The following is a 12,573-nucleotide window of genomic DNA, read 5'->3' as shown; positions in this document are numbered from 1 at the left end:
CGCGCCATGCTCGATTTCCTAATCTACCCGGTTTCCGGCGTGATGAAGCTCTGGCACATCGCGCTCCATTCCTGGATCGGGCTTGATGACTCCCTCGCCTGGTTGCTTTCTCTGTTCGGTCTGATCGTCACCGTCCGCCTCATCATCCTGCCGTTCGCCTGGGCGCAGTACCGATCCAACCGGATCTTCATCAACCTCCGGCCAAAACTGCGCTTACTCACCGAGAAATACGAACTGCGGACTGATGCCGAGGCAGAGGATGAGCTCTCCGCCAAACGCAAGGAGCTCTACAAGGAGCACCACTACTCACCCGCCGGCGGGTGCGTCCCCGCCCTGATCCAGCTGCCGGTGTTCATCGGTCTCTACCAGGTGCTGATCAAGATGGCGCGCCCCACGGACGGACTTGATTCGACCCAGCACCAGCCCATCGGCTTCCTCACGTCAACCGATGTCGAAGCGTTTCTCCACGGCCGAATCAACGGCGTCCCGATGCCCGCCTACCCGGCGATGTCCACCGAACAACTCGCCGGTCTCGACACCACCCGGGACACCGTGTTCCACTTCGTGCTCCCGTTCCTCATCGCCGCCGCCGTGTTCACGACCATCAACATGTTGGTGTCCATCTACCGCTCGCAGATCACCCTCGACCACGAGAGTGCGGCAGCTCGCCGGATCCAGAAGTTCATGGTGATGCTCGCGGTGGTCATCCCCGTCTTTCCGCTCGGTTTCGGACTCGCCGGCCCGGCGCCCGCCGCTATCGCCTTGTACTGGTTCGCCGGCAATCTCTGGACCATGTGCCAGACCATCATCCTCAACCTCGTCCTCGATCGGAAACACCCGCTCACCGATGAGTTCACCGCGTTCCGAGACGAGACGAAACGGCGAGTGCGGGATCAGCTCCACGAGGACCGTGCGGTCCGCCGCGGGATCCGCCGCCGTCGGGCCTTGATGCTGCTCACCCCCCACCGGATCGGCCAACTGCACCGGATGAACGTCGACGCGCGTACGGCGCGGAAAGCCGAGGTCGACGCTCTTACCGCGGAGAAACGGGAAGCGAAGAAGAAGCGGCGCGAGGCAAGCCAGGAGCGCACCCGGGAGAAGATGCGCCGCAAACGGGAGGAGAAAATCCGGAAGAAGCAGCGCCGCGCCGGCGAACAGCCCTCGGTTCCGACCGACGCCGCAGATCCGACCACTGCCCCCGGAAAACCGGAACAGCACGATAACGGGGCCGGAAACGGTGGCCCCACTGACACGGACCACCGCGACGGAGATCAGATGGAGTAATCCGCCGGGGGGACCATGAGGAGTTGTTTCGCCAGTTCCCGGGCGGTCTGTAGCGGTTCGACGCTGCGATTCAACCGTGCTCCGGCGAGCCCACCGTCGAGGAAAATCAGGAGTTGGTTGGCCTGGGCCGTTCCGGGATAGCCGTTGAGCTCCGTCAACAGGGCCACCATCGTCTGCAGTGTCCACCGGCGGTGCTCTTGCACAGCAGACACGATCCCGCGCTCGCTCTCGGTTTCAGGGCGGGGATACTCGTTCGCGGCATTCTGAAAGTGCGAGCCACGGAAATCCTGGCCCGGTTCGTCATCGATCGCCTGATCGAAGAACGCGAGAATCTTCTCCAGCGGGTCGGTCATGTCAGCCGTCCGTCGCGCCCAGTCCGCCCGGGACTTCTCGTCCAGGTCCTGCAGATACGCGATGACGAGGGCGTCCTTGGAACCGAACAGCGAATACAGCGAGGCCTTCGCCACATCAGCCTCTCGCAGGATGCGATCAATGCCGATTACCCGGATCCCCTCCGTGGTGAACAGGTTGGTCGCGCTCGCCAGCAGTCGCTCACGGGGGCTCGGCCGGTTGCGGCGGCGGCTGGTCCGCCCTTTCGAGGTAGACCGACCGGTTGGTTTGTCGGGCTTAGTTGTCGCGGCGGCGATGACGCCCACATCCTTCCTGCGCTCGTCAGCGGTGTCTTCCCTCCGCCCGGCTGCACAGACGCAGGCGGCGGGACCCGGCGAATGTGGGGCACCACCGGGTCAGACCTGTTATCTCAACAATACCCCGGCGACAATCAGCCGGGATACGAGCCCACACAAAAGTGGCCGACACCCGGATTCACGGGTATCGGCCACTTTTCAGGCTTCAGCGGGACGGAGAGCTACTTCCGGATCGCCTGAACGATCGACAGCAGAATCACGGCGCCGATGAGGCAGGTAAAGAAGCTGAAGATCCAGCCGCCCCCGCTCACGCCGGCCAAGGTGAGCAGCCAGCCACCGATAAGACCGCCGACGACACCGACGACAATGTTGAGGAACAGACCCTGCTGGGCATCGGTTCCCTTAATCTTGGAAGCGATCCAACCGGCGAGTCCGCCGATGATGATCCAGCCGAGGAAAGAAAGACCGGGCATTGTAATCTCCTTAGTAATTTCTGTAGTCTGCGGGACCCGTCCGGCACCGACGATGCGGACACCGCATCAGGCGCGGCACCGGTGGAAAACCGCAATGGTGAACACCATTAATATAGGTGCCCCCGTCCCTCCGGGTAAACCTGGCACACACGTTGGCACCAAAGTGTGCCTCTACTGCAACCCCAGCGTTATCTGCCCCGGGGGGGACATGAGGAGAAGTGAAGCCCTACGGCGTCGACGGGGGTAGCCCACCGACGCCGCGACGGAACGGCTACTCCTCGATCTGTCCCCGAACGACCATCATCGGACACGGAGCAGACTGGAGGAGTGCCCGGGACGTCGACCCAAGCAGCATTCCCTTGAAACCACCCCGCCCGTGGGAACCCACGACCAGCAGCTGTGCCCCCTGCGCCGCATCCGACAGCGCACGGACCGGGCGGTCCCGAGTGACCACTTTCTTGACCGTCACGTCGGGATACTCCGACGCGAAGCCTGCGAGCCGCTCCGCGAGAAGAACTTCCTGTTCCTCCGCGATCGTCGCCCACTGCTCCTGCGTCGCGGACAGTCCAGCGAGGGAGGCCTGCACCTGCATGTCCATCCAGGTGTGCACCGCGATGAGTTCCGTGCCTCGCGCCGAGGCCTCGGCGAACGCATACTCAACGGCCTTCTGGGACGTACCGGACCCGTCAACACCGACGACCACCGGGCCGTAACGGGTCTCATCCCGCACCCCGGAGTCCTCGCGAACGACGACAACGGGGCAGCTCGCGTGGCTCACCACAGCTGCCGACACCGAGCCCATGACCATGCCGCTCAAGCCCCCGAGACCACGGGACCCCATCACGATCATCATCACCGAGGACGACATCTCCAACAGCATGTCGATCGGGCTGCCCTCCGCCACCACGTGGCCGATCTTCAAGGAGGGCGCCAGGTCGTGGGCGATGGCCCGCGCCTCGTCAACCTTCTCCATCGTCTCCGCCTGGAGCTCATCGAAGATTGACTGCGGCGGGACCATGCCCTCGGCGTAGAGGAACTGGGGCATGGTGTAGCTCGCCGCGAGACGCAACGAGACACCCCGCTTGTCCGCGGTGTTCGCGGCCCACCGGACCGCGACCTTCGACGCCTCGGAACCGTCCACCGCCACGACGACGATATCCTCGCGGTGCGTGTTCTTTCCATTCGTGTACTGGGTCATCCCGATCACGACCTTTCCCGCCGGACCACATCCGGCTTCTTTCCAGTGCCCGTATTGAGCACCATTTCCACCCCCCATACTACCCGCGTGACACCATCTGGGGATGGGGTGATGCGCCCGTCACAGGCCCCGATCAACCCTCCGGCCCCATTCTTCGCCAACAAGGGCGAGGGAGATCCGGCGAACCACCGGATCATGGGCGTAAGTAACGGTGATGATCTCATCAAGCCCCAGGGGACCGGCCCAGTCGATGAGCTGATCCGCGACCTCGGCAGCGGTACCGCACGCGGTCACCCGGAGCGAGTGGTTGACTCGGGACTGCAGGATCGGATGCAACTCCGCGACATCCCCAGGCGCCACGAGCGGCCCCCTCTTCCCAGTGAGCACACCGGCGAACGACTGTCGCAGGGTGAGCAGCTGACAGCGGGCGTCCGCCGTTGTCTCCGCCGCCATGACATTCACCGCGGCACTAACCCACGGCTCATCCACCTGGGCGGTGGGCGCCTCGGGATTGAAGTTCTCCCGGTAGACGGCGAGCGCCTCGTGCAGGTGGTCGGGCGCGAAGTGGCTGGCGAAAGAGAAGGGGAGTCCCAGTTCCGCAGCCGTCCGGGCACCACCCGTCGACGATCCGAGAACGAACAGTTCCACGCCGGCACCACGTCCAATGACGGCGGTCTCTCCCGGCGCACCGCTAGCTGGACCGAGATAGTCGTGCAGTTCGGTCACGTCTCGGGTGAAATCCGCAAGATCCGCGGACCCCCGGCGTAGCCGAGCGGCCGTGCGGGGATCGGTGCCCGGCGCACGACCCAGGCCGCAGTCGATCCGGCCTGGGAACATGACCGCCAGGGTGCCGAGATCCTCCGCAACCCTGAGGGGTGCGTGATTGGGGAGCATGATCCCGCCGGATCCCACCCGGATCGTGTCCGTGGCCGCGGCGACAGCTCCCATGAGAATGGTCGTCGCGGAACAGGCAAGTGCCGGGGAGTTGTGGTGCTCCGCCAGCCAGTAACGCCGGTAACCGTACCGCTCGGCTGTGCGGGCAGCGGAGCACGCGGCCCGGATCGCCTCCCCCGGACCGGACCCCGCGGAGACGGGGACGAGGTCCAGGACAGAGAGTGCGGGCGGTCGAGATCGCATCTAGGCGTTGTTGACGGCCTCGGGGATCCGGGCAGCGTCGGCGTTGGCCGGGTAGAGGAAGTGATAGAGAACCCGCAGAACATCGCCGATGATTCTGCCGATTCCGTGGCTGAAGAACTCAATCAGTTGGGCCATGAGAGTATTAATGTCCATGGGCAAAAGGATAGTACAGCGCCGCCGCCGTCAGGCACCTCTACCGATCCGCGACGGCCTGAATCCGTCCCGGGCCCGGCTGCCCGACGATGCTGCGCCCATGACGGCTCTCGCATTCGTCACGGGACTCGTCACGACGCAGACACACCGCGCCACCGGCGATGATGCCGCCGCCATCCATGCGCGTTTCGCCGCCGGCGAGGTCGTTGATCCACAGGGCAGGCCGCTCCCCCCGGACAGGGTTCTCGCCCCCGGACAGGACGTCTGGTTCTACCGCACCCCCGCACCCGAGACACCAGTACCCGGGAAGTGCCGGATCATCCACCACGACGAGCATCTTCTCGTCGTCCACAAGCCCCACTTCCTCGCAACGATGCCGCGCGGCCGGCACATCACCGAGACCGCCGTGGTCAGGCTCCGCCGGGCAACCGGGAACCAGGACCTCACGCCCGCCCACCGCCTCGATCGCCTCACCTCAGGGATTCTCGTCCTCACCTGTGATCCCGCCGTCCGCGGCGCCTACCAGCAACTGTTTTCCTCCCGTGGCGTCCACAAGACCTACCGGGCGACAGCAACCCTGCTCCCCGATCTGGCGGATGCCGTGACACGCCGGCCGGTGACCTGGGAGCACCGGATGCAGAAAGCTCGGGGCCGACTGCAGGCATACCTCGAGCACGGCGAACCGAATGCCCGAACCACCGTCAGCGCCGTGACCCCGGTCAACGACGAGGAACAGGCCACTCTCGAGTCCCTTCATGGCCCACTTCCCCGCCAGGCGCACTACACACTCCACCCGGCGACCGGACGGACCCACCAGCTCCGGCTGCACATGCTCACCGCAGGCGTTCCTATCCTGGGGGATCCGCTCTATCCGGACGTCCTCCCCGAGGATGCCGAGGACTTCCGGGTCCCGATGCATCTCACGGCGACCGCCCTCGAGTTCACCGATCCCATCAGCGGACAACCCCGCGCATTCACGGCCATCCGCGACTGAGTACCCTGCCGGGATAGCCCTCAAGAGCCCCAGGATCAGGGTTTCCCTTAGGGGATTGCCCTGTCCCTTTCCGCAACGGCAGGGTTTAGTCTTGGGGGGACTCATTCCGGCAGAACTCAAAAACCGCTGTATGAACATGAATTTCCGAGGAGAGAACGTGCCCCACACCGTTTCCACGACCCCCACCGATCCGATATCGACCGAGACACCCGCCGCACGGGCCGAGAACCTGGTCAAACGGTACGGCTCCGGGGAAACCGTCGTCAGTGCCCTCGACGGCGTCTCCGTCACCTTGGAACGGGGACAGTTCACCGCGATCATGGGCCCCTCCGGCTCCGGAAAATCAACCCTCATGCACTGTATGGCGGGACTCGACGGCGTCACAGAGGGGGCCACATTCATCGGCGACACGAATCTCGCGAACCTGCCCGACCGGCAGATCACCGCGCTCCGACGTGACCGCCTCGGCTTCGTCTTCCAGTCCTTCAACCTCGTGCCCACACTCACAGCCGCCGAGAACATCACCCTCCCCGTTGACATCGCAGGCGGCACCGTCGACAGTGCATGGTTCAACGAGGTGACCACCCGGCTCGGCCTGACGAAACGCCTCGATCACCGCCCCACCGAGCTATCCGGCGGCCAACAGCAGCGCGTCGCCGTGGCACGTGCCCTGATCAGCCGCCCCGAGATCGTCTTCGGTGACGAGCCCACCGGCAACCTCGACTCGAACTCCTCGTCCGAGGTCATGGACATTCTCCGGGCCGCCGTCGACGATCTCGACCAGACCGTCGTCATCGTCACCCACGATGCCAAAGCCGCGAGTTACGCCGACCGGGTGATCTTCCTCGCCGACGGAAAGATCGTCAATGAACTCGAGAATCCCACCGCGGAGAGCATCCTCACCGTGATGGCCGACATCGAGAAGCTGTGAACCGCCCCATGAGCACATCCACATACACAGGCCTGCGTAAACCCATGCGGACGATCTCTCTCCGGACGATCGCCGCCCACAAACTCCGGCTCGCACTGACGATCCTCGCCGTCGTCCTCGGTACAGCGTTCATCGCCGGATCGTCGATGTTCACGACGTCACTGTCCAACAGCTTCGCCAAGATCATCTCCACCCAGTACGACGACGTCGACATCGTGATCTCCAGCGACCGGAACGTCGGCCGCCAGGTCAGTGTCGATGACGTCAGGAAACTCCGTGAGCGCGACGACCTCGACAGCATCGAGCTCATGGTTGAGCCCGCACCGATCATCCTCGCGGGCACGGACGGTAAGGCCATCCAGACCGGTGGCGCACCCTCGACCGCACTGTCCTACAACCCCGATGATGACGCATCGGACACGGTGACGCTCCTCGACGGTGACTGGCCCACGAAGAGCAACACGGTCGCCGTCAACGCCAGCGCCGCGGAACGCGGCCACATCGGTATCGGAGACAGCGTCACGGTGGTGACCCCCACCGACCAGCTCGAGGTCACCGTCGTCGGTACCTTCGATTTCCCGGCAGCCACCGGCGGCTGGATCGGCGTCCTTCTCCCGGAGGATCAGTTCCTCCCGATCTACGCCCCGGACGGCCGGGTGAACTCGGCCTCCGTGGTCATCGCCGACGGTGCCGACACGAACACCGTGGTGGAGCAACTCCGTGCCCAGTATCCGGACTACATCATCGATGACGCCCAGGTCCTCGTCGAACGGCAGACCGAGGAATTGAAGAAGGCACTCAGCTTCATCAACTACTTCCTCTGGGCCTTCGCCGCGATCGCACTCCTCGTCGGCACGTTCATCATCTCGAACACCTTCGCGATGATCGTCGCCGAGCGAACCCGCGAGTTCGCGCTGCTCCGCAGCATCGGCGCCTCCCGATCCCAGATCACCCGGTCGGTCATCGGCGAGTCCGTGATCGTCGGACTCATCGGCTCCGCACTCGGCATCCTCCTCGGGATCGGGCTAGCCAAGGGGCTGTTCTTCGCACTCGACAAGAACGGCATCGGCATGCCCGACAGCGGACTATCCCTCACCCCGACAACCCTCATCGTGCCGCTGGTCGTGGGTGCCATCGTCACCGTTCTCAGCGCCTGGGCACCGGCCCGCCGAGCCGGATCCATCCACCCCGTCGAGGCGATGCGCAGCGGGGACAGCTCCTCCCAGAACTCCCTACGGGTCCGCACCATCATCGGGGGGCTGATCACCGCCATCGGCGCCGGTCTCTGTCTCTTCGGCGCATTCACCACCAGTGTCGATGAGGTCAAACACCGGCTGATCTTCGTCGGTGTAGGTGCACTGGCCGTCGTCATCGGCGTATGGCTCATCGGCCCCGCACTGTCTATCCCCGTGGTGGGCGGGCTCGGCCGCGCGATCGGCGCACCCTTCGGTGCCGTCGGAAAACTCGCCTCAACAAATTCCCGCCGCAGTCCCCGACGGACCGCCGCGACCGCGTTCGCCCTCACCCTGGGCCTGATGATGGTGAGCTCCATCGGCATGCTGGGCGCGACGATGCGCAACAGTATCGAATCCATCGTCGATGACGTCGTCACTTCTGATTACCTTGTCACGGGACAGAATTCCTCCGGTTTCAAGATCCCCTCCTCGGTCGAGGGGAAGATCACGGAACTCGATGAGGTCGGTGCCGCGCACAGCGTGTACCTCGCACCACTCCTAGTCAATGGTGTACCGCTGTCCAAGTCCTTCGGCGGCCCGCCCCAGACCTCAGTGGCTGACCTCAACCTCGATTCCGGCGAGGGTATGAAGGTGACCATCAACTCAGGATCCGGCAACCTCAGCGACGAGAAGGGCGTGGTCCTCTACGACGAGATCGCGAAGAATTTCAAACTCAGCGTCGGCGACAGCGTCACCCTGTCGACGCTCGACGGCTCCAACACTCTCGACGTTCCGATCCTCGGCACCTATGCGGAGATCCAGGCCGGTGGCCCGGGCATCGTCAGTACCGCAGCAGCCAGGGAACTCCTCCCGATCGACCAGATGAGCGTCGAGATGATTCTCGTCGACGGGGCCGACGGCGTGGAGCCAGCTGATCTGGGGCGGGCACTGACGGACGCGATGGCGGACTATCTCGTGGTCCAGGTCATGTCGAAGGAGGACTACGCCAGCTCCCAGGCGAACCAGGTCGACCAACTGCTGGGTATCCTCTACGGTCTCCTCGGTCTCGCCGTGATCATCGCGGTCCTCGGTATCATCAACACCCTCGCGCTGTCGGTCACCGAGCGTCGGCGTGAGATCGGTATGCTCCGGGCCCTCGGCACCCAACGGAGCCAGATCCGCACGATGATCTACCTGGAATCGGTGGTAATCGCGCTGTTCGGTGCGATTCTCGGTGCCGCGGTCGGACTCGGCCTCGGGTGGTGCTTCACCCGCACCATCGGTGAGGACGCCCTCGAGACCATCATCATTCCGTGGAGCCAGCTGGGAATCATGCTGGTGGGTTCCGCTATCGTCGGTGTGATCGCAGCTGTGTGGCCGGGACACCGCGCGGCGAAGACGAAACCACTGGACGCGATCGCAGAACGCTGACCGTCCACATCTACGATGGGAACGGATCACCGGAGATAGAACCCGGCGGTCCGTTCCCTCTTTTCGTACTTATGGCAGCCCCGGCACGTCTGATCCTCCGGGACGGTGACACCCCCGGGATGGATCCGGCCGTGCCCGTACAGGAGACACTCCGGGGAGAAGAGTCACCGGTTTCCGGGGACCCGCCGGTCCACTCGTGCCCTCCGTTGGTCGAACGAACGACGGAGGTAGCCTGCCCCCCGACTAGCGGAGCCGTCCACCTCGTGTCGACCAGAGGGGATTGTCGCCGGGCGAGCCTTCAGGAGGCTCGGGGCCAGTCACCCGGGAATTGGGACAGAGTGTCGGGCACGGTGTTGACGCCGCGCATCCGGTATCAAAGGCTGCTGTAAGTGCTTTCGGGTGGGAGCTGGTTATTCCCGCCCTCACTCCTCAAAATGATGGGGTGACCTCCGGGTTTCTCGGTGGCACCGGGATGGACGATGCGGTTTTCGAAGGTTCCTGCTTCTCCTAGCGCAGTGGCTCCGCGTCGGATGGCGGTTGGTCGGATTCGGGACTTGAAAATGGCCGCTCTGTGTAGCTTTTGTAGCTCACAGAAGTATCATCAAGGTACGTTTACTACAACCAGAATGCAGTAAACGTATCTTGGCAGCCGCTTTCCTGTTATGTTTATTGCATGCGTTTTTCCGAGGTTCAACCCATACTTGCTGCGTATTCCTACCTACAGCATGGTTTGGTGACGTCTGCGCAGGCTGCGCAGGAAGGGATCGACACCACAACGCTGACCCGTCTGGCACAGAAGAACTTCCTCCGCCGCATCCGCCGGGGGGTCTATATCCTATCCAGTGTGGCGGAGGACCCGCTGACAGAAATACGGGCCGCGTGGTTGTCCACCCGTCCGGCTGTTCTGGCCGATGAACGCGTGCGGGAGAGCAACCCGATCGTTGTTTCTCACGCCTCTGCGGTGAGCATGCTGGAATTGGGGGATATCATCCCTGCGTCGCATACGTTTACCTCGTCGAAACGCAAGCAATCCTCGGCCGCAGACATCACCCACCGCACCGCCGACCTGACCGATACGGACTGGATCGTTGTTGCAGGAATCCCTGTGACGACTGTGTCCCGAACGATCCGCGACATGGCCAAGGATCATCTTGACGGGGACCAGCTACATCACATCATCGCTGACGGGATCCACGACCATCGGATCAGACCGTCGACGCTGGCCCAGATACTGGAACCGTATGCCCCTCGCTATGGCTGTGATTCGGGAAATGACCTGGTTGCGGAGTCGTTGCGTCGTTTCCCTGAACATGACAGCGTGACAGAGTCGATGGAATACACCCTGAAATCAGTAAGTACTCAATGGAGAGATAACCCAGGAATCGCCGCGCTGCTGGCTTCACTCGCGCAACAGGCTGGTGGGATCCGGCTACAGGCGGAAAAGACACTGGTACCAGTTCTGCCCCAGCTCCGAGATGTTCTGGCGGCAACAGGAGAATGGGAGAGCATTCTTAGTAGCCCTAGATTCACACGACAGTTGGCCACCATCATTGATCCCGATGGAGAGTGGCGGCGCGCCTCCACAGTGAAGTACGGAAAACCGGCGATAGGCGGGCTGGAGAGGATGCAGGTCACCGGAGACTCCCCTGCGATAAGGACCTCCGGTCTGAGTCGAGGGAGGACCCAAACGTGACGCAGCAGACAGCGACAACGATCCGCATTGTGCCCGGGAGAAAGACAGAAAATGACTTCCTCGCGCCCTATCGAGCTCGCCCGCAAGCGTACCCAGCTTCTAGACAAACTACGCAATGAAGCACGGCGGCAATCAGTGACCCCCGAGAATGTCCAGCACCAGTTCGCCTTCGACATGTTTTTGTCCAGGCTGTTCTCCCATGGCGACTGTGCTTGGGTTCTCAAGGGAGGAACGAGCCTCCTGCTGCGCATAGGTTCGGGCCGTCGCAGCCGTGACATCGATCTCGCTCGACGGGAGCAGACTGATCCTGGGAGAGCATTGAGAGAACTGCAGGTATTAGTCAATGATCCCGGCCCGACGGATCCCGACTTCGACTTCGAGTTGAAGGAACCGGTCAGGGATAACCGGGATCCGGGGGACCTCACCCGGGGATCGTTCAAGGTTTTGCTCAAGCTCGGGGCTCTGCCGATCGTGCCATTCAGCGTGGATATATCGATACAGCAGTACACCGATGCCCCCATAGAGAAAGTCGAGTTAAACCCGGTGATCGAGTACAAGGGCCTTCCCGCGGGCACGATCATTCAGATGGTCCCGGTGGAAAACGTCGCCGCCGACAAACTGTGCGCCTGCTACGAAATTCACCGGAATGAACCGTCGACCCGATATCACGACCTGATTGATCTCGTTCGTATAGTGACAAGTCAACGAATGAGTGCGTCACTCCTGCAGGAACTCATCGCTAGCGAAGCCGGTGCTCGGGGCCTCAACCTACCCAACAAGATGAACAGTCCTGGTAATAGGTGGCAGCAAGCGTATCCGAGACAAGCCAGCAAAGCAGCTGAGTTTCCCGCAGAGTATCACGAACTTGAAGCAGCACTCGAGGTTGTCGGAACCTGTCTCAATCCCATCCTGAGTCGGGAGCCGGTTACAGGAATATGGGACCCAGAGAAGCAGTCGTGGCTAGCCTAGGACGCCTTCCGTTTCCTCACCGCCCAACCGTCGGCCTCTAACTTCCGGGTCCCCCACAACTGTGGAGACGGATACTGAGCATCATCGGGCCCCAAGAAAAACACATACTAAGCCAGGTCAATCATTTTCGTAGCTTCTGATCTCCAGGGTAGGCAAGCATCTTTGTCTCCGAAGGGCCACCCCACTGGATTGTCCATCGACTGGCAACAATATTGAAGATCCGTAACCCCGACCATCCCGGAGAGAAAGCGGTTCGAATCGGCTTGTACCGATACCGACCTCCGGAGAAACACATGCACGATCTTGACACATGCAGCAGATACGCCCGCGGGAGATCAGTGAAATCGGCGCTTCAGGCGAAAACTCCGTATGTGGGAACGCCGCCCCTAGAGCGGCAATAAACAACCACCCCGCCTTTTGGTGGTGAATATGACAAAACACCGGCCCCCGGGTGGTCGACATTCCTGTCAACCACCCAAAGGCCGGTG

The 12,573-nt window shown here is 62.8% G+C and carries 11 protein-coding genes; 6 read left to right on the top strand and 5 right to left on the bottom strand.

Features of this window, described 5'->3' with window-relative positions:
• Positions 1-6: 6 nt before the first annotated feature.
• Complete coding sequence (gene yidC / locus JDV76_RS09320; RefSeq protein ID WP_198736629.1) at positions 7-1,284, top strand: membrane protein insertase YidC; 1,278 nt, start codon at positions 7-9, stop codon at positions 1,282-1,284.
• Here yidC and JDV76_RS09315 read toward each other — a convergent pair.
• The 5 genes from JDV76_RS09315 to JDV76_RS09295 all read right to left on the bottom strand — a co-directional run bounded on the left by JDV76_RS09315 (position 1,272) and on the right by JDV76_RS09295 (position 4,892).
• Positions 1,272-1,832 carry a TetR/AcrR family transcriptional regulator gene (locus tag JDV76_RS09315; RefSeq protein WP_232959239.1) on the bottom strand — a complete coding sequence of 187 codons (561 nt, stop codon included), beginning with the start codon at positions 1,830-1,832 and terminating at the stop codon, positions 1,272-1,274. The two genes, yidC and JDV76_RS09315, sit on opposite strands and share 13 nt — an antisense overlap.
• A gap of 320 nt (positions 1,833-2,152) precedes the next feature.
• Positions 2,153-2,404 carry a GlsB/YeaQ/YmgE family stress response membrane protein gene (locus tag JDV76_RS09310; protein WP_198736628.1) on the bottom strand — a complete coding sequence of 84 codons (252 nt, stop codon included), beginning with the start codon at positions 2,402-2,404 and terminating at the stop codon, positions 2,153-2,155.
• A 271-nt stretch (positions 2,405-2,675) separates the two neighbouring features.
• Positions 2,676-3,602 (bottom strand): universal stress protein, encoded by a 927-nt coding sequence (locus tag JDV76_RS09305; protein ID WP_198736627.1) that lies wholly within the window; start codon positions 3,600-3,602, stop codon positions 2,676-2,678.
• A 120-nt stretch (positions 3,603-3,722) separates the two neighbouring features.
• Positions 3,723-4,739: an LLM class flavin-dependent oxidoreductase gene (locus JDV76_RS09300; protein ID WP_198736626.1), complete on the bottom strand. Its 1,017-nt coding sequence runs from the start codon at positions 4,737-4,739 to the stop codon at positions 3,723-3,725.
• Positions 4,740-4,892, bottom strand: a complete 153-nt coding sequence (locus JDV76_RS09295; protein ID WP_198736625.1) for a hypothetical protein — start codon at positions 4,890-4,892, stop codon at positions 4,740-4,742.
• Here JDV76_RS09295 and JDV76_RS09290 point away from each other — a divergent pair.
• From JDV76_RS09290 to JDV76_RS09270, 5 genes are all read left to right on the top strand, one after another.
• Positions 4,885-5,886 (top strand): pseudouridine synthase, encoded by a 1,002-nt coding sequence (locus JDV76_RS09290; RefSeq protein WP_232959227.1) that lies wholly within the window; start codon positions 4,885-4,887, stop codon positions 5,884-5,886. The genes JDV76_RS09295 and JDV76_RS09290 overlap by 8 nt on opposite strands.
• 136 nt (positions 5,887-6,022) lie before the next feature.
• Positions 6,023-6,817 (top strand): ABC transporter ATP-binding protein, encoded by a 795-nt coding sequence (locus JDV76_RS09285; RefSeq protein ID WP_376993039.1) that lies wholly within the window; start codon positions 6,023-6,025, stop codon positions 6,815-6,817.
• A gap of 8 nt (positions 6,818-6,825) precedes the next feature.
• The gene (locus tag JDV76_RS09280) at positions 6,826-9,423 is read left to right on the top strand and encodes an ABC transporter permease (RefSeq protein ID WP_198736622.1); all 2,598 of its coding nucleotides are present in this window, start codon (positions 6,826-6,828) and stop codon (positions 9,421-9,423) included.
• A gap of 673 nt (positions 9,424-10,096) precedes the next feature.
• Positions 10,097-11,116, top strand: a complete 1,020-nt coding sequence (locus JDV76_RS09275) for a type IV toxin-antitoxin system AbiEi family antitoxin domain-containing protein (protein WP_198736621.1) — start codon at positions 10,097-10,099, stop codon at positions 11,114-11,116.
• Positions 11,117-11,251: 135 nt separating this feature from the next.
• Positions 11,252-12,085, top strand: coding sequence for a nucleotidyl transferase AbiEii/AbiGii toxin family protein (locus tag JDV76_RS09270; protein ID WP_198736620.1), 834 nt, complete (start codon positions 11,252-11,254; stop codon positions 12,083-12,085).
• Positions 12,086-12,573 lie beyond the last annotated feature (488 nt).

Origin of the sequence: Corynebacterium marambiense (genome assembly GCF_016342275.1) — a bacterium.
In the GTDB taxonomy this organism is placed as follows: domain Bacteria; phylum Actinomycetota; class Actinomycetes; order Mycobacteriales; family Mycobacteriaceae; genus Corynebacterium; species Corynebacterium marambiense.
This window is presented reverse-complemented; position numbering and strand designations above follow the sequence as displayed.

Excerpts from the sequence above, each read along its gene's own strand:
- yidC (WP_198736629.1), top strand. The coding sequence starts at position 7 with ATGCTCGATTTCCTAATCTACCCGGTTTCCGGCGTGATGAAGCTCTGG.
- JDV76_RS09310 (WP_198736628.1), bottom strand. The coding sequence starts at position 2,404 with ATGCCCGGTCTTTCTTTCCTCGGCTGGATCATCATCGGCGGACTCGCC.
- JDV76_RS09305 (WP_198736627.1), bottom strand. The coding sequence starts at position 3,602 with ATGACCCAGTACACGAATGGAAAGAACACGCACCGCGAGGATATCGTC.
- JDV76_RS09300 (WP_198736626.1), bottom strand. The coding sequence starts at position 4,739 with ATGCGATCTCGACCGCCCGCACTCTCTGTCCTGGACCTCGTCCCCGTC.
- JDV76_RS09290 (WP_232959227.1), top strand. The coding sequence starts at position 4,885 with ATGTCCATGGGCAAAAGGATAGTACAGCGCCGCCGCCGTCAGGCACCT.
- JDV76_RS09295 (WP_198736625.1), bottom strand. The coding sequence starts at position 4,892 with ATGGACATTAATACTCTCATGGCCCAACTGATTGAGTTCTTCAGCCAC.
- JDV76_RS09285 (WP_376993039.1), top strand. The coding sequence starts at position 6,023 with ATGAATTTCCGAGGAGAGAACGTGCCCCACACCGTTTCCACGACCCCC.
- JDV76_RS09280 (WP_198736622.1), top strand. The coding sequence starts at position 6,826 with ATGAGCACATCCACATACACAGGCCTGCGTAAACCCATGCGGACGATC.
- JDV76_RS09275 (WP_198736621.1), top strand. The coding sequence starts at position 10,097 with ATGCGTTTTTCCGAGGTTCAACCCATACTTGCTGCGTATTCCTACCTA.